This is a genomic window from Bradyrhizobium sp. (assembly GCF_035273305.1).
In the GTDB taxonomy this organism is placed as follows: Bacteria; Pseudomonadota; Alphaproteobacteria; order Rhizobiales; family Xanthobacteraceae; genus Bradyrhizobium.
The window spans coordinates 1-22261 of sequence record NZ_DATEPI010000110.1 but is presented as its reverse complement, the minus strand read 5'-3'; the positions used below and the strand labels follow the sequence as shown (position 1 = coordinate 22261).

Sequence of the window (22261 nt, the reverse complement as noted above, 5' to 3'; positions counted from 1 at the left end):
GCGGCGACGGCTGCGGCCAGCGCGCCCGCGCGGCTGTTTGCGCAGCAGGGGGAGGAGGCGTCATGGGCTTCTATGAAAAGGGCGACATTCGCATTCACTACGAAGAGGTCGGATCCGGTTTCCCATTGCTGGTGATTGCCGGCGGTGGATTGAATTCAACCATTGGCAACCTGACCAGCAACTCACCGTTCAATCCGATGGAGGAATTCAAAGGCGAGTATCGTTGCATCGCTTCGGACCTGCGCAACGCCAAGGACGGGCAGTCCTCGGGCCCGCTCGAAATCGACCGGCCATGGGACGCCTTCACCGGCGACCATCTCGGCTTGATGGATCATCTGGGCATCGACAAGTTTCTGGTGTTGGGATTCTGCATTGGTGGTCCCATGATCTGGAACCTGCTGCGCCGGGCGCCCGAGCGCATCGTCGCTGCTGTGTTGGCGCAGCCCAGCGGATCTCGTCCGGAGATGCGCGACCTTTTCTACGAAGGCAACATGAAGAACTGGGGCCCGGATTTAGCCGCGCGCAGTACGGACATCACGATGGAAATGGTCGATAAGTTCCTGACCAGGATGTACCGCACAAACCCGGATTTCGTCTTCACGGTGACGCGTGACTTCGTGCGCAATTGCCAAACGCCGGTACTGATACTGCCGGATGATATTCCGGCGCATCCATACGCCGTCGCGATGGAAGCCGCCATGCTCGCTCCAAAAGCTGAAGTGAGCATGTTTCCATGGAAGGAGCCGAAGGAGCGGATACCCTTGGCGATCCGCCAGATCCGCTCCTTCCTCCGGGCGCACCTTCCCGCCTGAGCGGCCTGAAAGCTAAGACTCAAAGAATCGATTTTTGGGCCTCGGTAGGCCCAAATTTTCCCGTAGCGTCTTGCCTACATATTCGCGCCTGAAGATGCCGCGGCTCTGTAGCTCAGGAATGACCTTGTCGACGAAATCGTCCAGCCCTGCGGGCAAGAACGGAAACATGATGTTGAAACCGTCGCACCCGTAGCTGGTGAGCCATTCCTCCATCTGATCTGCAATCACGCCCGGCGTGCCGACAAACGACAGTCCGCCATAGCCGCCGACGCGCTGAGCAAGCTGGCGCACCGTGAGCTTGTCTCGGGCGGCGACGTCGACGAGACGCTGGCGGCCGCTCTTGCTGGCATTGGTCTCGGGAATCGGCGGCAATTGCCCGTCGGGGTCAAACCCCGATGCATCGGTCCCGAGGATCACGGACAGCGAAGCAATGGCGCTGTCGTAATGCACCTTGCTGTCGAGCAGCGCGCGCTTTTCGCGGGCTTCCTCGACGCTGTCGCCAACCACCACGAAGGCACCCGGCAAAATCTTGAGGTCATCGCGGTTGCGGCCGAGCCGGTCCATGCGGCCCTTGATGTCCGCGTAAAGTTTTTGTCCGTCCGCGAGGCTGCCGCCGCCGGTGAACACGGCCTCTGCTGTCTCCGCTGCCAACTGCTTGCCATCTTCGGACGCGCCGGCCTGGACAATCACCGGCCAACCCTGCACCGGACGAGCAATGTTGAGCGGACCGCGAACCGAAAGATATTTTCCCTTGTGATTGAGGACGTGCATTTTGGCCGGATCGAAATAAAGACCCGCCTCGACGTCACGCACGAAGGCGTCGTCAGCGAATGAATCCCACAGCCCGGTCACCACATCGTAGAATTCGCGGGCGCGCTTATAGCGCTCGGCGTGCTCCATGTGATCTTCGAGTCCGAAATTGAGTGCCGCATCGGGATTCGAAGTGGTGACGATGTTCCATCCAGCGCGGCCGCCGCTGATGTGATCGAGCGAAGCGAAGCGGCGGGCGACATGATAGGGCTCATCGAAAGTGGTCGAACCCGTCGCGATCAACCCGATATGCTCGGTCGCGCCCGCGAGCGCCGACAGCAGCGTGAACGGCTCGAACGAGGTGACGGTATGGCTGCGCTTCAAGGCGTTTATCGGCATGTTGAGCACGGCCAGGTGGTCGGCCATGAAGAAGGCGTCGAATTTTCCGGCTTCAAGTTTCTGGATCAGCCGCTTGATATGCCCAAAAGCGAAATTGGCGTCCGGCCACGCGCCGGGATAGCGCCACGCTCCTGTATGAATGCTGACCGGCCGCATGAACGCGCCTAGACGCAACTGACGTTTGGCCATCTCTCTCTGTTCCCGCAAGGACTTTCCGCGACTTGGCAGCAGCACGCGAAGTCCGAAATTATCTGGCGCGCGCGACAGCTCGTGGCAATGCGCTCGCCGGCCGCGATCTGCTCAAGCGAGCACATCCTTCTGCATCTTGCCGCCGTAGAAATGGAAGAACGGCACCGGCGCATCATGGCGCAGCGGTCCGTTTGCGAGACGTTGTTCGAGCTCATTCAGGACGTTCTTGGTCATCGCATGCAGATCCGCAAGCGGCTTTGATCCGATCTCTACCCAGACCAGCTCCACCAGCTCGGCGTCCACATGGATTACGCCCTCCACGCGATGAGCGATGGCGGAAGCGTCGGCCGTGAAGAACCGGGTGTCGAAGCGGCGTACCCGGCCGGGTGGGGTGATCGCGCGGGCGATCAAAAAAAGCCCGGATGGATCGGGCAGCAGACCCGCCTCCGCAAACGGCTTCCACGCGCCATCGAGCTTTGGCGCGATCCCATTGCCCTTGCGTCCGAGACAGAGACCGGTTTCCTCGCAGGCCTCGCGGATCGCGGCGATTGCGAGGGAACGCGCGCGCGAGGCCGTGATCTTGGGGCTTCCTTTCAGAAGATTTTGTTCAAGCGCCTTGGGAATGGGCGCAGCGACGGGTACGCGATTATCGGCTTTGTCGACGCGACCGCCAGGGAAAACAAATTTGCCGGGCATGAACACCACCTTGTCGTGGCGCTTGCCTACCAGAACCTTTGGCGTGGAGACGCTACGATCGACCAGGATCAGCGTGGCGGCATCTACCGGGCGGCGATAGGGGTGATGATCGGCTTCCTTCTCGATCTTTTCAGTCTCGCTCATGTGCTCCTGATGCCCTTATTGTCGAGCCTCCGACTATTCCGTTGGATTTAGCTCATCGAATCCATGCATTCGCAGTGCCCACTGCACGCCGACCACGGCTCCTTTCACCGGCTGCAACAGCAAGAGCGACGACAACAGGGTAAGCGGCAAGTAGATCGATAATTGTAATGTTACCGGAGGCGAGTAGTTGGTTTCAATCATCAACGCCAACGGCACCACCAAGTGACCGACGATGATGATCACGAGATAAGCGGGCAGATCGTCGGCGCGGTGCGGCGTGAAATCCAGACCGCATGCGCTGCACTGATCGTCCACTTTCAAAAACGCTCGAAACAGTTTTCCTCCGCCACAGCGGGGACAGACTCCGCGGAAGCCGCGTTTCAACGCCCTCCAGACATTCCGCTTTTCAGTTATCGCGGTTTCCCTGGTCCAGACGATTGGGCGCGCGCTCAGGCTTTCCATGACTTGCCTTTTTTCGATTTGCCGGTCCTGCTCTTTCCTGGTCGGCGATCTTTCCTGCGAAGGCTGCGCCCCGGATGCGCGGCGGCCCGAGGCCGGGAAGTGTCCTGGCGCCTGCCACCGCGCGGCATCGGTTTGCCCTCCGATAGCAGTTCGAAACGCAATGCCCCAGCCACAGGTGCAGCTTCTACCAGACGGACATCGACGACATCCCCCAGCCGATGCATGGCCCCACTGCGGGAGCCGACCAGCGCGTGGCGGGCCTCGTCATAGTTGAAATACTCGGTGCCGAGGGTGCGGATCGGAATCAATCCGTCCGCGCCGGTGTCCGTCAGCTTCACGAACAGACCCGCGCGGGTCACCCCGGAAATGCGGCCCTGAAACGTAGCGCCGATGCGATCAGCCAGAAAATGCGCGATCAGCCGATCGGCTGTTTCGCGCTCTGCTTTCATCGCGCGGCGTTCGGTAAGCGAAATTTGGGCGGCGACCTCGGTGAGCGTTTCCACCGTTTCGGACTGTGGCAACGCACCTTCGCCGAGCCCGAGTCCACGGATCAAGGCACGGTGCACGACCAGATCGGCGTATCGCCTGATCGGCGAAGTAAAATGCGCATAGCGCCGCAGATTGAGTCCGAAGTGGCCGTAATTCTCTGCGGCATATTCGGCCTGGGCTTGCGAGCGCAACACTACTTCATTTACCAGCGGTTCGGCATCGTGTCCCTTGACCTGCGCCAGCACGCGATTGAACAGTGAAGGGCGTAGCGCGCCAGCTTTCGCGAACGGCAGATCGAGAGTCTTCAAGAATTCCTGGAGGTTATGAACCTTCTCGAGCGTCGGTTCGTCGTGCACCCGATAAATAAGCGGCAGCGACTTCTTTTCAAGCATTTCGGCAGCGGCGACGTTTGCGAGGATCATGAATTCCTCGATGAGCTTGTGAGCGTCCAACCGTTCGGGAACGACGACTCGATCCACGGTGCCATCGGGCTTGAGCAAAATCTTGCGTTCGGGAATATCCAGATCGAGCGGGTCGCGTTCTTCGCGCGCACGCTTCACGACCGCGTAGGCGTCATAAAGCGGCTTTAAAATGGGAGCGAGCAGTGGGCCGGTGGTGTCGTCCGGCCTTCCATCGATTGCCGCCTGCGCCTGTGCATAATGCAGCTTGGCCGCCGAGCGCATCAGGATGCGATGAAAGCTGTGCGAACGTTTTCGGCCGTCATGTCCGATCACCATCTGCACCGCGAGCGCGCCACGCGGCTCGCCCGGCACCAGCGAACAGAGATCGTTGGAGATGCGTTCCGGCAGCATCGGTACGACGCGATCGGGGAAGTAAACTGAATTGCCGCGCGCCAGCGCATCGCGATCGAGCGCCGATCCGGGCCGTACATAGAACGCGACATCGGCGATGGCGACATTGATGATATAGCCGCCTTTGTTGTTCGGATCGGGATCTGCCTGCGCGTGAACCGCGTCATCGTGATCTTTGGCATCAGGTGGATCGATCGTGACCAGCGGCACGTCGCGCCAGTCCTCGCGTCCTTTCAAGTCGGGAGGCTTCGCCTCTTCGGCTTCGCGCAAAGCGGCCGGTGAGAACGATTGAGGAATTTCGTGAGTATGGATCGCGATCAGGCTAACGGCCTTTTCCGAGGCGAGCGATCCTAGCCGCTCCTTCACCTTTCCGGAGGCAAGACCAAAACCTCGCGAGCGGACGAGATCGACGCTGACGAGATCGCCATCCTCGGCACCGCCGCTATCGGCCTTGGCAATGTTCAACTCCCGACCGGCCTGCTTTTTGTCGACCGGAACAAGCCGGCCGCCGCCGCCCGGCAGCGCACGGAAGATTCCGAGCACGCGTGTCTTGGCGTGATCGATGATCTTGATAACCCGTCCGCGATAGACAGCGGCATCGGGCACTTCGAGTTTTTCTATTCGCAGTAAAGCGCGATCTCCGACTCCCGGCGCCGTGCCCGGCCGCGATTGTCTCGGAATATGGATGCGTATCTTCGGCGGCTCGCCGCTTTCGACCTCATCCCATTCGGCCGGTACGGCAACCAATTCACCATCGCTATCGCGGCCGGTGATGTCGGCCACTAGCGTTGCGGGCAATACAGCAGGCTCGCTGATTTTCTTGCCGCGCTTTTCAATTTCGCCTTCGTCGGCCAGCTCGCGCAGGATACGTTTTAGCTCTGCACGATCTGCGTTCTTGAGCCCGAACTCGCGCGCGATCTCGCGGGTTCCGACCTTTCCCGGATGCGCGCGGATGAAGGCCACGATGGCGTCCCGGGCCGGAAAACCACTTTCGCGACGCTTGGCCACGTTATCCCCGCGCTTTCCCGGCGCTCTTCGCCGGCGCTTTATTGGCGGCTGCGGGTTTCGATGCAGATCTCTTGGCTGCGGACGTTGCCGGCCCGCGGGCCTTGCTGACGGCCTCCGACTTCGGCTTCGAAACCGAAGATTTCGGCTTTGCAGCAGCTTTTTTTACAGCCGCCTTCTTGGCCGGCTTTGTCGTACTCGCATCCGCTTCGGTTTTCGTGGTCTTTGCAGGCTTCGATTTATTGCCGCCCTTGGCGCCGCGCTTTGGCTTGCCGCCCCCCTTTGCAACGCGCTCGTCGATCAACGCGATTGCCTCTGGCAGGGTTATTGTATCGGGTGTCTTGTCACTCGGAATGGTGGCGTTGACGCCGCCAGCCGTCACATAGGCGCCGTAGCGGCCGCTTTTGACAGCCACGCCACCGAGCGTCGGGTGATCACCGAGCGGTTTGCCGGGATCAGCGCCGAACCGCCGACCGCTCGGACCTTTCGCGATTTTCTCGGCAATCAGCGTGACCGCTCGATTCAATCCGATATCGAACACCTCATCACCGGCTTCGAGGCTGGCATAGGTCTTCTCATGTTTGACGAACGGCCCGAAGCGGCCGAGCCCGGCCGTAATCGGCTCACCGGTTTCGGGATGCTTGCCAATTTCGCGCGGTAGCGACAGCAGCTTCAGCGCCACATCGAGCTCGATGTCCGAAGGCGACATGTTCTTGGGGATGCCCGCGCGATTGGGCTTTTCACCCTCCGCATAATCTTTTTGCTCGCCGAGTTGGATATAGGGCCCGAAGCGTCCGGCCTTTACCATTACGTCAAGACCGGAAACCGGATCCTTGCCGAGGATACGATCAGCACTTGCTTCGCCATCTGCGGCAAGTGGCCGAGTATAGCGGCACTCAGGATAATTCGAGCAGCCGACGAACGCGCCGAATTTTCCAGCCTTCAGATTGAGCCGTCCCGTTCCGCAACTCGGGCATTGCCGGGGATCGCCGCCGTCCTCGCGGGGCGCGTAGATGTGCGGCCCCAGCATATCGTCGAGCGCATCCAGCACCTGCGTTACGCGGAGATCCTTGATGTCGTTGACGGCGCCGATGAAGTCGCGCCAGAAATCCTTGAGTACCTGCTGCCAGGAAATCTCGTTGTTCGAGATGCGATCGAGTTGCTCTTCCAGGTCCGCGGTAAAATCATATTCGACGTAGCGGGCGAAGAAGTTTTCGAGGAAGGCGACGACAACGCGGCCCTTGTCCTCGCCATGCAGGCGCTTTTTCTCGAGCTTGACGTAGCCGCGATCCTTCAACACCTGCAGAATCGAAGCGTAAGTCGACGGTCGACCAATTCCCAGTTCCTCCATCCGCTTCACCAGCGAAGCTTCGGAAAAACGCGGCGGTGGCTCGGTAAAGTGCTGCGTGACGGAAAGATCCTGCCGCTTGAGTGGTTCTCCTTCGCTCATGGCGGGGAGCCGGCGGCTATCATCATCATCGCCGTCATCGTCGCGCCCTTCCTGGTAGAGTGCCAGGAAGCCGTCGAATTTTATTACCTGGCCGCTGGCGCGCAGTTCGAGCACACGCGACCCTGCCGCCGCCCTGATATCGACCGTGGTGCGCTCCAATTCAGCGGATTCCATCTGGCTCGCGATGGTGCGGGTCCAGATCAGTTCATAAAGCCGGGCCTGATCGGTATCGAGGCGGCGGCGCATTTCGGCAGGTCGGCGCGACAGGTCGGTCGGGCGAATAGCTTCGTGCGCTTCCTGAGCGTTCTTGGCCTTGGCCTGGTACTGCCGCGGAGAGTCCGGCACATATGCGTTGCCATAGTCCTCGCCGATTACCTTGCGCGCCTGGGTGATCGCCGAATTGTCGATCTGCACGCCATCGGTCCGCATATAGGTGATGAGACCCGTGGTTTCTCCACCGATATCGATCCCTTCATAGAGCCGTTGCGCGATCCGCATGGTGTGAGCCGGCGCGAACCCTAATTTGCGGCTGGCTTCCTGCTGCAGGGTCGAAGTGGTGAAGGGCGCCTGCGGATTGCGCCGTGCGGGCCTTGCCTCGACGCTCGACACCGTGAAACTTGCCGCCTCGATCGCTTTCTTGAAATCCTCGGCTTCCGCGCCGGTGCCGATGTCGAGACGCTGTATCTTCCTGCCGTCCGCTCCGACCAGCCGTGCCTCGAACGCTTCGCCGCGCGGCGTCGCCAAGGTAGCGAGCAGGGACCAGTATTCGCGCGGAACGAATTTTTCGATCTCCAGTTCGCGGTCGCACACGAGGCGCAGCGCCACCGACTGCACTCTTCCCGCGGAACGCGCGCCCGGCAATTTGCGCCACAATACCGGGGAGAGCGTGAAGCCGACCAGATAATCCAGCGCGCGGCGCGCCATATAAGCATCCACCAGCGCACCATCGATCTGGCGCGGATGCTTCATCGCTTCGGATACCGCCTGTTTGGTGATGGCATTGAACACCACGCGCTCGATCTTCTGGTCCTTGAGCGCACGTTTCTCCTTCAAGACCTCCAGCACGTGCCAGGAGATCGCCTCTCCCTCGCGATCGGGGTCGGTCGCCAGGATCAGCCGATCGGCGCCCTTTAATGCCTTCGCGATGTCGTTCAGGCGGCCGGCAGCTTTCGGATCAACCTCCCAGATCATCTGGAAATTGGCGTCGGGATCGACGGACCCGTTTTTTGCCGGAAGGTCCCGGACATGGCCGAACGAGGCCAGAACCTCGTAGGAGGCTCCCAAATATTTATTGATCGTCTTGGCCTTCGCCGGCGACTCGACAATGACGATATTCATGTCATTCCAATGGCTTAGGGGAAAAATAAAGGCCTGCTCCGCGAGATTCGCGTCGGCCGTTTCGTCCCGAACATGGGTGCAGCAGAGCCCCCTGTCAAATGGCCAAATTGCGACGGGCCCGGTTTTGGCAGCAATTTCCTATCTAAATGGATGTGAATTGCACGGGTTAGTTGTGCCCCAATAGGCGCATGACCGGCGAAAGATGCGGTTCTGGTCCTTTTTCGCCAAGCGGCGGTTCCCCGCGCTCAGATCAGGCACATCAGTCCTCCTCCCAGGCGTTCGAGCCGTCCGGCAAGCTCAAGCTCGAGCAGCACAGTGCGAACGATCGCGGGCGAGGTCCCGGCCATGCGGATCAGATCGTCCAGCAGGACCGGGCTTGGCCCGAGCAGACTCATGAGGCGGTCGCGATCGCTGGCATCCGGCTCGGGAGCGAGCGGTTCGTCGTCGGGTTCGCGAACCGCGAGTGGCCGCCCCATAATCGGCTCGACCGCATCGATGACGTCGGATGCTCCCGTCGTCAGTGTCGCGCCCTGCTTGATTAAATCGTTGGTCCCGGCTGCGCGCGGATCGAGCGGCGAGCCTGGCACGGCGAAAACCTCGCGACCCTGTTCGGCTGCAACGCGAGCGGTGATCAGCGAGCCAGAACGATGCGCGGCTTCGACAACCACGACGCCGAGCGAGGTGCCCGAGATCAATCGGTTCCGCCTCGGAAAATCGCGAGCGCGGGGCACGTGCCCAACCGGCATCTCGGAAATTGCGGCTCCGCCGGCGTCCAGCAATTGCGCCAGCAAGTCTTCGTGCTCGGGCGGATAAATCCTGTCATGGCCTCCGGCCAGCACGGCGACGGTGCCGGTGGCCAGACTGGCGCGGTGCGCGGCCTGATCGATGCCGCGCGCCAATCCCGATGCGATGACGAATCCCGCGTCCCCGAGATCGCGCGCAATCGCGCCCGCAAATTTCAATCCCGCCCCCGACGCATTGCGTGAACCGACTATCGCGATCATCGGCCGCATCAGCGCCTCCGGCGTGCCGCGGACCGCGAGCAGCGGCGGGGCGTCCTCAAGTGCTGCAAGACGGGGCGGATAGCCGGTCTCCCCGGGTGCCAGAAGAGTGACGCCCAAGCGATTACTGGCGGCGATCTCGGCTTGCGCATCTTGTTCGCTGCAGATACGCGCAGGTCGTGCCGCGCCGCCCCGCTGCGCCAGGGCTGGTAGCCTCTCCAACGCGCTTCGGGCGCTGCCAAAATGATTGATCAGCGAACGAAACGTGCGCGGCCCGACGTTGTCGCTGCGGATCAGGCGCAGCCAATCGATCCGCTGCACGTCATTCAGATGGGTTGTGACTGGTGTTCGTTGATCCATGTGGTCCTCGCGCGGCGCGACTGTGGATCAACTTGAACGTGTGAGCAATGCCGTAATGACCTAATACGGGTATTCGCGGGCGGCGTGCCGATCAGATCTTCGGCAGGACTGCGAGCAGGAAGTGATTTGCGGCCATGTCGCCGCGACCAGTCTCGGCCGCTTGCCCCATCTGGTCTCGCTGCGTAAAAGCGGTCCCGGCTTTTTCGCAGGGAATGATGCCGATGATCTCGCTCGCCGAACTCCAAAGCCATATCGAATCCGGCAAGCTTTCCGCCGACGATGCGCTTGCACGCTCTCTGGAAGCGATCAGCCAGCACGAGAAAAAGATCGGCGCGTTCGTCTGTCGGGCGGAAGCGCCCCGCGCCGCCGCCAGCGGTGCGCTGCGCGGGATCGCCGTGGGCGTGAAGGATATCATCGACACCGCGGACTTTCCGACTGAAATGGGGTCGAAGATTTACGCGGGCTGGCGGCCGCGCGCGGATGCGCCCGTCGTGATGATGCTGAGACAGGCCGGGGCGACCGTGGTCGGCAAGACTACCACCACCGGGTTCGCCTCGCGCGATCCGACCGCTACGCGCAATCCGCGCAATCCAGATCATACCCCGGGCGGATCGTCGTCAGGGTCGGCGGCCGCGGTCGCGGCCGGCATGATTCCGCTCGCGCTGGGCACGCAGACCGGCGGCTCGGTGATCCGACCGGCTTCGTATTGTGGTGTGGCTGCGATCAAGCCTTCGTTCCGGATGCTTCCGACGGTCGGCGTGAAGTGTTTTTCGTGGACGCTGGATACCGTCGGCCTGTTCGCCGCGGGTGTGCGAGATCTGGCGCACGGCCTGTCGGCCATAACCAACCGGTCTGAACTTTTGCCCGGTCCGCCAATCGAGCGACTGCGCATTGGCATCGTGACCCAGGATTTTGCGAGTGCGCCGGACCAGGAAAGCACGCAAGCGCTGCGGGTCGCGGCTGATGCGGCGGCACGCGCCGGCGCTTCCGTTGGCACGCTCGATTTACCCGAGGCAATGGCGGAAGGGTGGGACGCGCACGAGACCGTGCAGGAATTCGAGGCCCATCAGGCCCTCGCATGGGAATACGAGACCCGATACGAAGCGATGCCGCCGTTGCTGCGCGCGAAACTTGATGAGACAAGCGGCATCCGTCCGGCCGACTACGATGAGGCGCGAAGGACAGCGAACCGCGGCCGAAAGGCATTGTCAGGCTTATTCGAGCAGGTGGACGTGCTGTTGACCTTCTCCGCGCCGGGTGCCGCCCCGAAGGGGCTCGCCTCGACCGGTGATACCCGATTCAACAAACTCTGGACACTCATGGGCGTGCCCTGCGTCAACGTCCCCGCTATTGAAGTCGAGGGCGGACTGCCGGTCGGAGTTCAGGTGATCGCACGATTTGGCAACGATGCTGGCGCGCTGACAGCGGCACGCTTCATTGAGGAGGCGCTTGCGCGAAGATAGGAGTTACTTCGTTCCACCGATCCTGTCTTCGGTGCCCGCTTGCAATCGGCGGATGTTTTCGCGGTGCATGTAGAACAACAGCAGGGTCAGTACGGCAAACAGCGACGCCAGCGCCGGGTGCCCAAACCACCACAGAAAGATCGGCGTCACAACGCTCGCAACCAGGGCGGACAGCGAAGAGTAACGTGAGGTCAAGGCCGTCGAAATCCATATTACGCAAAACACAGCAGCGGCTGGCCAGAACAAGCCGATGAGTGTGCCGATATAGACCGCCACGCCTTTGCCACCCTTAAACTTCAGCCATATCGGAAAGATATGGCCGAGAAAGGCGCCGAGCGCCGCCAGCATGGCGGCGTTGGGGCCGCCAAAATAGCCGGCGATGATGACGGCCAGCGTGCCCTTCAGGGCGTCGCAGAGCAGCGTCGCCGCGGCGATGCCTTTGCGTCCCGTCCGCAGCACGTTGGTCGCGCCGATATTTCCGGAACCGATCGTGCGCAGATCCTGAGTGCCTGCCAATCTGGTGAAGATCAGTCCGAACGGAATCGAGCCCAGCAGGTAACCGAGAATGAACGCCAACGGCAGAAATGCGTCAGATGACATCGCCGTTCTCCCTTACCTAAATTCCGCGGGGATCAGACGTGTTCATAGACAGTCCGTCCACCAACGATGGTGCGCACTACGCGACCCGAAAACCGCGCTTCGTCAAACGGTGTATTCTTGCATTGCGATTTGATGTCGACGGGATCAAGCACCCAGGGCGTTTCCGCATCAATAACGATCACGTCAGCCGGAGAGCCGGCGCGCAGCGTTCCGCCCGGCAACCCAAGTAGCTCGGCCGGGCGCGTCGACATCGCGCGTATCAAGATCTTGAAATCTATGTCCCCGCTGTGGATCAGCCGCAGCGCAGCCGGCAGCATCGTCTGCAGTCCGATAGCGCCGGAAGCGGCCTCAGCGAAGGGCAGCCGCTTAACCTCTACATCCTGCGGATTGTGATCGGACATCACCACGTCAATTAACCCTGACGCCAGCGCGGCGACCAACGCAGCGCGGTCATCCTCGGTGCGCAGCGGGGGCGACAGCTTCAGGAATGTCCGGTAGGGACCGATGTCGTTTTCGTTTAGCGTCAGGTGATTGACCGACACCGAGGCGCTCACGGACAGACCAGCGTCGCGAGCGCGCTTTAGAATATCCAGGGATTCGATGCAGCTGAGTGAAGCCGCGTGATAACGTCCTCCGGTCAACGCGACCAGGCGCATGTCGCGCTCCAGCATCACTGCCTCGGCCGCATTGGGGATGCCGATCAACCCCAGGCGGGCGGCGAACTCGCCTTCATTCATGACACCTTCGCCTACCAGATGCGGGTCTTCCGTGTGGTGCACGATGAGCGCGTCGAAATCCCGCGCATAGGTCAGGGCGCGCCGCATCACCTGCGCGTTGGTAATGCTCTTGTCGCCATCGGTGAATGCGACCGCGCCCGCGGCCTTCAACAGCCCGATCTCGGTCATCTCCTCGCCGCGTAACCCCTTGGTCAGCGCCGCCATCGGCTGGATGTTGACGATCGCCGTGTCGCGCGCACGTCGGAGCACAAAATCCACCGTCGCCGAATTATCGATCACGGGGGACGTATCGGGCTGGCAGATGATGGTGGTGATCCCACCGGCCGCGGCGGCCTGGCTGGCGGAAGCAAAGGTTTCGCGGTGGCTCGCGCCGGGCTCGCCAACAAAGGCGCGGATATCGATCAGTCCGGGCGCCACGATCTTGCCGGCGCAATTGATGATGTCGGTTCCTTCGGGCACCCCGGCGGCGCCGATGCCACGCCTCGACTCCCGGATCGTGCCATCCGCGATCAGCACGTCGCCGATGCCGTCGATATTCCGCGAGGGATCGATCAGGCGGGCGTTGGCGAGCAGGATCGGGCGGCGGTCCGTGAGCATGATCATCTACGCGTTAGGCAGGTTGCGGGCGAGCGCTTCGAGCACCGCCATCCGCACCGCCACTCCCATTTCCACCTGTTCGCGGATCAGGGATTGGGCACCGTCGGCGACGATCGAATCGATCTCGACGCCGCGATTCATCGGTCCGGGATGCATCACCAGCGCGTCCGGTTTGGCGTAAGCGAGCTTCTTTTGGTCCAGCCCAAAATAGTGGAAATACTCGCCCGATGATGGCACGAACGAGCCGTTCATGCGTTCGCGCTGCAGCCGCAGCATCATCACGATATCCGCCCCATCGAGACCCTCGCGCATGTCGCGGGCCACTTCGACGCCCATTCGTTCGATGCCGCGTGGCAACAGCGTGGAAGGCGCGACGACCCGAACCCGCGCGCCCATCGTATTGAGCAGAAGGATGTTGGAGCGCGCCACTCTGGAATGCATCACATCGCCACAGATCGAAATCACCAGACCTTCCAGCCGGCCCTTGTTGCGGCGAATCGTCAGCGCATCGAGCAGCGCCTGGGTCGGATGTTCGTGCGCCCCGTCGCCGGCGTTGATCACTGAGCCGTCAACTTTGCGCGCGAGCAGTTCGACCGCGCCGGAGGCATGGTGCCTCACCACCAGAATGTCCGGATGCATCGCGTTGAGCGTGGCGGCGGTATCGACCAGGGTTTCCCCTTTGCGCATCGAGGAGGAGGAGACCGACATGTTCATGACATCGGCGCCCAGCCGTTTCCCGGCGATTTCGAAGGAGGATTGAGTGCGGGTCGAGGCTTCGAAAAACAAATTGATTTGGGTACGGCCGCGCAATGAGGTGCGCTTCTTATCGACTTGGCGATTGAGCTCGACATATTCCTCCGAGAGGTCGAGCAGGCCGGTGATATCGTCAGCAGAAAGGCCCTCGATTCCCAGCAGGTGCCGGTGACCGAGGACAAAGGTCGATTTCGATGTGGAGGTCATTAAAACGAGAGCTATAGGCAGAGATGGAAGGGGGAGCAAGGGCCAATAGGGCCACAATGACTTATCCCCCGATCACTCCCAAGCACGGTAAACGCGCATGCCGCAAAGTCGCCCCGATTGCGCTGCCGCGCGTAAGGATTTCAGTAATCCGTTGCAACAATTGACTGCATCCTGGTGTCAAACCGGGGTTATTCCGGCGTAAATTGATGTCGCGGAATCCGACTTAGCGAGGGAAGCGCTCATGGTCCAGGCAACGTTCGCGACCCACGAGGTGCTCAATCAATCGCCGCCATTTGAAGAGGTCGATCTGTTTGCGTTGGATCGGCCTCTCATCGACGCGGTCGCGGCCAATGGCGGGGCTGCTGCCGCCCAGGAATTGTCGGAGTTCGGCCAGCACTGGGGTTCGGCGGCGATGGCAGCGCGCGGGCGTATCGCCAACGAGAACGCGCCCAAGCTGCGTACCTTCGATTCCCGCGGCAACAGGCTCGACGAGGTCGAATTTCATCCTGCCTATCACGAACTGATGGCGCGCAGCGCTCATGAAGGCATTCACAATTCGACATGGACCGCACAAGGCAAGCCATCCGGCGGTGCGGCGGAAGTGGTTCGGGCGGCGAAGTTCTACATGGCGGCTCAGGTTGAGACCGGCCATTTGTGTCCGATCACCATGACGCGCGCTTCGGTAGCGGCATTGGCGGCGTCACCGGATCTGCTCGCGAAAGTGATGCCTGTGATCTCGACGCGCGCATACGATGCTGCTTTCGCGCCCTGGTGGTCCAAGCGGGGCATGACGCTGGGCATGGGAATGACCGAGAAACAGGGCGGCACCGACGTGCGCTCCAACATGACCCGCGCGGCACGCGACGGCGAGGGTTATCGCATCACCGGGCACAAATGGTTCATGTCGGCGCCGATGTGCGACGCGTTTCTGGTGCTTGCGCAAGCCGATGAGGGACTAAGCTGTTTCTTCATGCCGCGCTTCAGGCCGGATGGATCCATCAACTCGATCCATTTCCAGCGGCTCAAGGACAAGCTCGGCAACCGATCCAATGCATCTTCCGAAGTAGAATTCGTGGACGCCTATGGCGTGCTCGTCGGCGACGAGGGCAAGGGCATCCGCACCATCATCCAGATGGTGCAACTGACACGACAGGATTGCGCGATTGCTTCCGCCGGCCTGATGCGATCGGGGCTCGCGCATGCGCTGCATCACGCGAGATTTCGCAGTGTGTTCCAGAAACATTTGGCGGACCAGCCGCTCATGCAGGCGGTGCTTTCGGACATGGCGCTGCATGTCGAGGCTTCGATCGCGCTGGTGATGCGGTTGTGCCGCTCCTTCGACCAGGCGCCAGGCGGCCAAAGCGAAGCTGCCTACATGCGGCTGCTGACGCCCGCGATTAAATATTGGGTATGCAAAAGCGCGCCCGGTTTCCTCTTTGAGGCAATGGAGTGCCTGGGCGGCAATGGGTATGTCGAAGAGGGCATTCTCGCGCGGCACTATCGGGAGTCGCCGGTGAATGCGATTTGGGAAGGTTCGGGCAATGTGATGTGCCTGGACGTGCTGCGAGCATTGTCTCGCGAGCTCGACGCGGCGACCGCGGTTCTGGAAGATCTCGCAAAGCAAAACGCAGGTCTGCCCGGCGCCGCCGATGCCGTGATTTTCATCAGCAAGGCGTTCGCCAGGCCGGACTCAGAGCGCGTCGCGCGGCTTGCGGTCGAGAAGCTGGCACTACTCGCGGGGACTGCGGCGCTAAACGCGGTATCGCCGCATCACGCCGAATTGTTCGGGCGGACGAGGCTTGCGCTGAATCACGGCAGTATGTATGGCGCCATTGATCTGGCAGCTGCTGATGTCAGGGGTTTGCTGGAGCGCGCGCTGCCCTGAACACCAATCTTGAAAGCAGTCGATGGACTCCCTCAATACTGACCTTTTAGCCGGCCCACCATCGCTCATCCCGGTTCAGCGCGCGCCACGCATCTTGGAATTTTGGGGCACCGCGCTATGGGGCTTGATCGTGTTCGCCGCGATGTTCGTTGGGCAAATGGCGGTGGTGGGATGGTTCGTGTTGCGGTCGGAGGGGTCGATCGACATGGCGGCCGCCGCGATTCGTGTCGTCGGCGGCGGGCTGACGATTTCGCTTTCTGTCATCACGGGATTGCCTGCTGTGCTCGCCGCATTATGGCTCGCAATTCGAACCACGGGCACGCCGTTCTCCGAATATCTCGCGCTGCGCGGGACCTCGTGGATCAACTTCATCATCGGTACATTGGCGCTGGCCGCCCTGGTTATCGCTTGGGATGGATTGTCGCGAGCGGCCGGTCGTGAGGTTGCGCCCGGCTTCATGACTGACGTCTTGCGTTCAGCCCGTGCCGATGGCGCGCTGTGGGTGCTGGTGATCGCGTTCTGCGTCGCCGCGCCCGTGTCCGAGGAATTGTTCGCGCGTGGATTTCTCTATCGTGGTTGGTCGGAATCGTTTCTTGGGCCGGCGGGCGCAATCCTGCTGTCTTCGGTCATATGGACCTCGCTGCATCTCCAGTATGACTGGTTCTTCTTCGGCGAGGTATTTTCGATCGGCCTTCTGCTGGGTTATCTCCGCTATCGCTACAAATCGACGTGGTTGACGATTTTCGTGCACGGATTGAACAATCTGGCCGCGGTGGCGCAGACCATGCTGATTGCGGGCTCGAATTGACGCGTCTGCCGCGAAATCCAATCAGCTCGCTTCGCGCAGCTTTGCAAGCCGATCGAGCGCACCTTGCAGGATGAAGATCGCGGCGTGCTCGTCGATCACCTTTGCGCGCCGGGCGCGGCTCATGTCCATCCCGATCAATTCGCGCTCGACCGCGGCGGTGGAGAGCCGTTCATCCCACAAGCCGATCACCAAATCAGTGAGCTTGGAAAAGTTTCGGGCAAAGGCGCGAGTGGATTGTGCCCGCGGTCCCTCGCTCGCATCCATGTTGATGGGCAGCCCCAAGACGAAACCGACCGCGTTGCGCTCGCCCGCTATCGCCAACAGGCGCGCGGCGTCGGTCTTGAACGCGTTGCGCTGGATGGTCTCAACCCCGGTCGCGAGACGGCGGTCGGGATCGGATACGGCGACCCCGATGGTTTTTGTGCCGAGATCGAGGCCGACTAGCGCGCCACGCTCAGGCCAGCGTGCAGCGGCGTCGATCAGGGGAAGAATAAACTCAGCCATCGCGTTCGCTTAACATGTTGGCCCCATGAGGCGCAAAGCGGTAACGCTGGTTCGGCGGGATCGCGCTCGCGGCGCTGGAGTCAGGCGCTCGCCGAATGCATAGCTCGCCGATTACTTGATTGCTATTGTCGGTTCGGTCCAGCGGTGATGCTTGGCACCAACCACAACTCCTGCCTTCCGAACTTTACCCTTTGCGAGCAAATTCATGTGGCCAGACCGACGAATTCTCGACCTTTTCAAGACTGAGTTTCCAATCGTGCTCGCGCCCATGGCCGGGGCCATGGATGCGGAACTGGTGATCGCAGCGGCCCTAGGCGGCGCACTCGGTTCGCTTCCATGCGCCATGTTGACGGCCGAAAAGGCGCGCGAACAGGTCAATGTCATCCGTCAGCGGGTGTCTGCTCCGCTCAACATGAACTTCTTCTGTCACAAGCCGCTCTCGTCCGACCCGGCGCGCGACGCCAGATGGAAACAGCGGCTTGTGCCCTATTATAAAGAGCTGGGGCTAGACCCGGCCGCCCCGGTCAACGCCGCCAATCGTGCTCCGTTTGACGCGGCCATGTGCGAAGTGGTCGAGGAGCTAAAGCCGGAAATAGTCAGCTTCCATTTCGGCCTGCCGGACCGGACTCTGCTCAAGCGGGTCAAGGCCGCGGGGTGCAAGGTGATGGCCGCTGCCACCATCGTGAAGGAGGCGATCTGGCTGGAGGAAAACGGCGCCGACGTGATTATCGCGCAGGGCGCCGAAGCCGGCGGCCACCGGGGAATGTTCCTGACCGAAAATATTTCGGAACAGCCCGGCACTTTCGCGCTGGTGCCGCAGGTTGTCGATGCGGTGAAAGTCCCGGTAGTGGCCGCCGGCGGTATTGCGGATGGACGGGGGATCGCGGCGGCATTCGCGCTGGGTGCCGCTGGCGTGCAGATCGGCACGGCCTATCTGCGCTGTCCCGAGGCCCGGGTGAGTGGCCCGGGTCGCGCGGCACTCTCTCAGGGTCTGGACGATTCTACCGTGATCACGAACGTCATTACCGGCCGCCCGGCGCGAGGGATCGCCAATCGCGTGATGCGTGAGCTCGGTCCGATTTCTCCGGACGCACCGGTTTTTCCGCATGCCGCGGCGGCCCTGGCGCCCCTCAAGGCTGCCGCCGAGAAGCTCGGCAAAATTGATTTCTCAAATGTCTGGGCGGGACAGGCGGTGCGACTCGGCCGCGAAATGCCGGCGGCCGAGCTAACCCGGGCGCTGGCGGGCGACGCCCTCTCTCGAATGGCCAAACTGGCGGGCTGATAAGCCCGCTCGCGGTTGCGGCGCAAAACCCCCGTCTGCTATACGGCGGACTGAAATTTGCCGTTAGAGGCCATATATAGAATGTCGGTCGATGCCGCCACCGTACGCCGTATCGCTCAGCTCGCGCGCATCGCGGTAGCTGAGAGCGAGATTACGCATCTGCAGGGTGAATTGAATGCGATGCTGGCGTTCGTGGAGCAGTTGTCGGAGGTCGATGTGGATGGCGTCGAACCGATGACCTCAGTCACGCCGATGGAGATGAAAAAGCGGCGCGACCAGGTCAATGACGGCGAGATCGCCGATGACATCGTCAGGAACGCGCCGGCCACGGAAAGTCATTTTTTTCTGGTGCCGAAGGTTGTCGAATAGATCCGCAGGTTTTCGAGTTACTGGCCGGTCGCGCCAAACAATACAGGTTCGGGACGGGAAATCCGATGTGTCTGCTCTGCGACGATGAAAAGGCCTATCTGGCCTACATGAACTATCTCGATGCGATGGAGCGCCAAGGCAAGCCGGCTGATCCGGAGAAGGCCATCGAGGCCGTGCTCGACTCGCTGGAGGCTGCCGACAAGATCCGCAGCGAGGATCTTCGCGACGATCCGTCCAAGGACAAGACGCTGTCTCCGTTCTTCTGCAGTCCGGTTAATAAATGACCGAATTGACATCACTGACGCTCGCCGAGGCTCGAGGCGGCCTTGCGAACAAATCCTTTACGTCGCTTGAATTGACCGACGCCCACCTCCATGCGATCGAGGCGGCGCGCGCGCTCAATGCGTTCGTGATGGAGACGCCGGATCAGGCCCGCGACATGGCGCGCAAGGCCGATGCCGAGATTGCAAAAGGGCAGGGCGGACCGCTCGCTGGAATTCCGCTCGCGATCAAAGACCTGTTCGCGACCAAAGACGTGCGAACTACCGCGTGCTCAAAAATACTTGGCGATTTCGTGCCGAGTTATGAGTCCACCGTGACCTCGCAGCTCTGGCGGGACGGGGCGGTGATGCTTGGCAAGCTCAACAACGACGAGTTCGCGATGGGCTCGTCTAACGAAACCTCCCGCTTCGGTCCGGTCGTCAACCCATGGCGGCGTAATGGCGCCAACACCAGCTTGGTGCCAGGCGGCTCATCCGGCGGTTCGGCGTCCGCCGTCGCGGCGCTTCTGTGCATGGGCGCGACCGCTACCGATACCGGCGGTTCGATCCGTCAGCCGGCCGCCTTTACCGCTACCGTCGGGCTGAAGCCGACCTACGGAAGGTGTTCGCGTTGGGGCATCGTTGCGTTCGCGTCCTCGCTGGATCAGGCCGGACCGATCGCGCGCAGCGTACGTGATTCAGCGATCCTGATGCGCTCGATGGCGGGTCATGACCCGAAGGACACGACTTCTGCCGATCGCGAAGTGCCGGACTACGAGGCCGCGATCGGGAAATCCATCAAAGGTATGAAGATCGGGATTCCGCGTGAGTATCGGCTGGACGGCATGCCGGCGGAAATCGAAAAGCTCTGGAACGATGGCGCGGCCTGGTTGAAGGCGGCTGGCGCCGAACTGGTCGACGTGTCCTTGCCGCACACCAAGTACGCGTTGCCGGCGTACTATATTGTCGCCCCCGCCGAGGCTTCGTCGAACCTCGCGCGCTATGATGGCGTACGCTACGGACTGCGCGCGTCCGGCCGCAGCGTCGGGGAGATGTACGAGAACACCCGTGCCGAAGGCTTTGGCGCCGAAGTGCGCCGCCGTGTGATGATCGGCACGTATGTCCTTTCGGCCGGCTACTACGACGCTTATTATTTGCGTGCGCAGAAGGTACGAACACTGATCAAGAAAGATTTCGAGGGCTGTTTCGCCACCGGCGTCTCGGCGATCCTGACGCCGGCCACCCCGTCGGCGGCGTTCGGCATCGGGGAGAAGGGTGCCGATCCCATCGAGATGTATCTCAATGACATCTTCACTGTGACGGTAAACATGGCCGGATTGCCGGGCATCGCAGTGCCCGCTGGCAAAGACGGACAGGGATTGCCGCTCGGGCTGCAACTGATCGGCCGACCGTTTGATGAGGAGACACTGTTTTCGCTGGCCGAGGTGGTCGAGCAAGCGGCGGGCCGGTTCACGCCATCGAGGTGGTGGTGAACGTGGCGGAGTTCAAAGCAAGTCTGTCCGGCGCGGCGCCCGCGCCGCAGTCGCCTGCACCGCTTGCAGCACTGTGGTGGGCGGCAAAGGGCGACTGGGATCAGGCGCATAGGATAGCGCAGGATGACTCGAGCACCGAGGCGGCTTGGGTGCACGCCTATCTCCATCGCGCCGAAGGCGATCTCGGCAATGCGGGCTATTGGTATCGGCGGGCGTCCAAGCCAGTGGCGGACGGTCCGGTCGAAGCCGAATGGGAGCAGATCGCGTCCACGTTGCTCGGGAGCCCGAGAACATGAGCGCGACGGCTACAAAGTTGATCAAGGGCTCCACTGGTGATTGGGAAATGGTGATCGGGCTGGAAGTCCATGCCCAGGTCACCTCCAAGTCAAAGCTGTTTTCCGGCGCTTCGACGGAATTTGGTGGCGAGCCGAATACCCATGTCTCGCTGGTGGATGCGGCGATGCCCGGCATGCTGCCCGTCATCAACGAGGAATGCGTGCGCCAGGCCGTGCGCACCGGGCTCGGCCTTAACGCGCAGATCAATCTGCGCTCAGTGTTCGACCGCAAGAATTATTTCTATCCAGATTCGCCGCAGGGCTACCAGATCAGCCAGTACAAGTCGCCGATCGTGGGCGAAGGGGAAGTGGTCGTCGAGCTGGCCGATGGCACGAGTGTCACGGTCGGAATTGAGCGGCTGCATCTGGAGCAGGATGCCGGCAAATTACTGCACGATCGCAGCCCGACGATGTCGTACGTGGACCTCAACCGGTCCGGCGTCGCCTTGATGGAAATCGTATCGAAGCCCGATATCCGCTCTTCAGAGCAGGCCAAGGCGTATGTCGCGAAGCTGCGCTCGATCCTCCGCTATCTCGGCACTTGCGACGGTGACATGGAGAAAGGCTCGTTGCGCGCTGACGTCAATGTCTCTGTGCGAAGACCGGGTGGGCCGCTCGGCACCCGCTGCGAGATCAAGAACATGAACTCGATCAATTTCATCGGTCAGGCGATCGAATACGAGGCGCGCCGGCAAGTCGAGATCATTGAAGATGGTGGCGCTATCGATCAGGAAACACGGCTTTTCGATCCCAACAAGGGCGAGACCCGCTCGATGCGCTCCAAGGAAGAGGCGCACGACTACCGCTATTTCCCGGACCCCGATCTGCTACCGCTCGAATTCAGCGAGGCTTATGTTGCCGAGCTAAAGGCTAGCCTGCCCGAGCTTCCGGATCAGAAAGAGGCGCGGTTCATTTCACAGCTTGGGCTGTCGCGATATGATGCCGGGGTGTTGGTTGCTGAACGCGAAAGCGCGGATTTCTTCGAGACCGTGCTCTCGAAGCTGGCCAACAAGGTTCGAGACGGAAAACTCGCGGCCAATTGGGTTATCAATGAGCTGTTC

Annotated in this window: 20 protein-coding genes; 10 read left to right on the top strand and 10 right to left on the bottom strand. The window is 61.5% G+C overall.

Annotation, left to right across the window (positions count from 1 at the left end; genetic code table 11):
- Positions 1-812 (top strand): alpha/beta hydrolase (locus VJV58_RS07425; protein ID WP_324136691.1); only part of this gene is annotated, 812 nt, incomplete at its 5' end.
- 12 nt (positions 813-824) lie between these two features.
- Here the strand turns inward: VJV58_RS07425 and VJV58_RS07420 are convergent.
- The 6 genes from VJV58_RS07420 to dprA form a co-directional block, all read right to left on the bottom strand.
- Entirely contained in the window at positions 825-2150 is a 1326-nt protein-coding gene (locus tag VJV58_RS07420; protein WP_324136690.1) for an LLM class flavin-dependent oxidoreductase, read from the bottom strand.
- 111 nt (positions 2151-2261) lie between these two features.
- Positions 2262-2990: an NUDIX hydrolase gene (locus VJV58_RS07415; RefSeq protein ID WP_324136689.1), complete on the bottom strand. Its 729-nt coding sequence runs from the start codon at positions 2988-2990 to the stop codon at positions 2262-2264.
- A 33-nt stretch (positions 2991-3023) separates the two neighbouring features.
- A complete protein-coding gene (locus VJV58_RS07410) occupies positions 3024-3452 on the bottom strand; it encodes a DUF983 domain-containing protein (RefSeq protein ID WP_324136688.1) in 429 nt (142 codons plus the stop codon).
- On the bottom strand, positions 3440-5761 hold the full coding sequence (gene rnr / locus VJV58_RS07405; RefSeq protein WP_324136687.1) for a ribonuclease R: 2322 nt from the start codon (positions 5759-5761) through the stop codon (positions 3440-3442). Before rnr ends, VJV58_RS07410 begins: the two co-directional genes overlap by 13 nt.
- 1 nt (position 5762) lies before the next feature.
- Positions 5763-8546 (bottom strand): type I DNA topoisomerase, encoded by a 2784-nt coding sequence (gene topA, locus VJV58_RS07400; protein ID WP_324136686.1) that lies wholly within the window; start codon positions 8544-8546, stop codon positions 5763-5765.
- Positions 8547-8791: 245 nt separating this feature from the next.
- Positions 8792-9907 carry a DNA-processing protein DprA gene (dprA, locus tag VJV58_RS07395; protein ID WP_324136685.1) on the bottom strand — a complete coding sequence of 372 codons (1116 nt, stop codon included), beginning with the start codon at positions 9905-9907 and terminating at the stop codon, positions 8792-8794.
- A gap of 221 nt (positions 9908-10128) precedes the next feature.
- Here dprA and VJV58_RS07390 point away from each other — a divergent pair, with 221 nt between their 5' ends.
- Positions 10129-11370 (top strand): amidase, encoded by a 1242-nt coding sequence (locus VJV58_RS07390; protein WP_324136684.1) that lies wholly within the window; start codon positions 10129-10131, stop codon positions 11368-11370.
- A 3-nt stretch (positions 11371-11373) separates the two neighbouring features.
- Here the strand turns inward: VJV58_RS07390 and plsY are convergent, their stop codons facing one another.
- The 3 genes from plsY to VJV58_RS07375 are packed head-to-tail and all read right to left on the bottom strand — an operon-like array spanning position 11374 to position 14264.
- A complete protein-coding gene (gene plsY, locus VJV58_RS07385; protein WP_324136683.1) occupies positions 11374-11970 on the bottom strand; it encodes a glycerol-3-phosphate 1-O-acyltransferase PlsY in 597 nt (198 codons plus the stop codon).
- Between the two features lie 32 nt (positions 11971-12002).
- On the bottom strand, positions 12003-13304 hold the full coding sequence (locus VJV58_RS07380; RefSeq protein WP_324136692.1) for a dihydroorotase: 1302 nt from the start codon (positions 13302-13304) through the stop codon (positions 12003-12005).
- A gap of 6 nt (positions 13305-13310) precedes the next feature.
- Entirely contained in the window at positions 13311-14264 is a 954-nt protein-coding gene (locus VJV58_RS07375) for an aspartate carbamoyltransferase catalytic subunit (protein ID WP_324136682.1), read from the bottom strand.
- 241 nt (positions 14265-14505) lie between these two features.
- Here VJV58_RS07375 and VJV58_RS07370 point away from each other — a divergent pair, with 241 nt between their 5' ends.
- Together VJV58_RS07370 and VJV58_RS07365 are read left to right on the top strand one after the other, a co-directional pair.
- Positions 14506-16149 (top strand): acyl-CoA dehydrogenase family protein, encoded by a 1644-nt coding sequence (locus tag VJV58_RS07370; RefSeq protein WP_324136681.1) that lies wholly within the window; start codon positions 14506-14508, stop codon positions 16147-16149.
- Positions 16150-16171: 22 nt separating this feature from the next.
- Positions 16172-16957, top strand: a complete 786-nt coding sequence (locus tag VJV58_RS07365; protein ID WP_324136680.1) for a type II CAAX endopeptidase family protein — start codon at positions 16172-16174, stop codon at positions 16955-16957.
- 21 nt (positions 16958-16978) lie between these two features.
- On the opposite strand, the gene ruvX is transcribed toward VJV58_RS07365, so the two are convergent.
- Positions 16979-17461 (bottom strand): Holliday junction resolvase RuvX, encoded by a 483-nt coding sequence (gene ruvX / locus VJV58_RS07360; RefSeq protein ID WP_324136679.1) that lies wholly within the window; start codon positions 17459-17461, stop codon positions 16979-16981.
- 205 nt (positions 17462-17666) lie between these two features.
- On the opposite strand from ruvX, the gene VJV58_RS07355 reads away from it, so the two are divergent.
- From VJV58_RS07355 to gatB, 6 genes are all read left to right on the top strand, one after another.
- The gene (locus VJV58_RS07355; protein WP_324136678.1) at positions 17667-18743 is read left to right on the top strand and encodes a nitronate monooxygenase; all 1077 of its coding nucleotides are present in this window, start codon (positions 17667-17669) and stop codon (positions 18741-18743) included.
- An 81-nt stretch (positions 18744-18824) separates the two neighbouring features.
- Positions 18825-19112 (top strand): Asp-tRNA(Asn)/Glu-tRNA(Gln) amidotransferase subunit GatC, encoded by a 288-nt coding sequence (gene gatC, locus VJV58_RS07350; RefSeq protein WP_324136677.1) that lies wholly within the window; start codon positions 18825-18827, stop codon positions 19110-19112.
- 65 nt (positions 19113-19177) lie between these two features.
- Positions 19178-19396: a hypothetical protein gene (locus VJV58_RS07345; protein ID WP_324136676.1), complete on the top strand. Its 219-nt coding sequence runs from the start codon at positions 19178-19180 to the stop codon at positions 19394-19396.
- The gene (gene gatA, locus VJV58_RS07340) at positions 19393-20865 is read left to right on the top strand and encodes an Asp-tRNA(Asn)/Glu-tRNA(Gln) amidotransferase subunit GatA (protein ID WP_324136675.1); all 1473 of its coding nucleotides are present in this window, start codon (positions 19393-19395) and stop codon (positions 20863-20865) included. The genes VJV58_RS07345 and gatA overlap by 4 nt, the downstream gene beginning before the upstream one ends.
- Positions 20862-21161 (top strand): hypothetical protein, encoded by a 300-nt coding sequence (locus VJV58_RS07335; RefSeq protein WP_324136674.1) that lies wholly within the window; start codon positions 20862-20864, stop codon positions 21159-21161. Before gatA ends, VJV58_RS07335 begins: the two co-directional genes overlap by 4 nt.
- The coding region (gatB, locus tag VJV58_RS07330) for an Asp-tRNA(Asn)/Glu-tRNA(Gln) amidotransferase subunit GatB (RefSeq protein ID WP_324136673.1) at positions 21158-22261 on the top strand (1104 nt) is incomplete at its 3' end. The genes VJV58_RS07335 and gatB, both read left to right, overlap by 4 nt.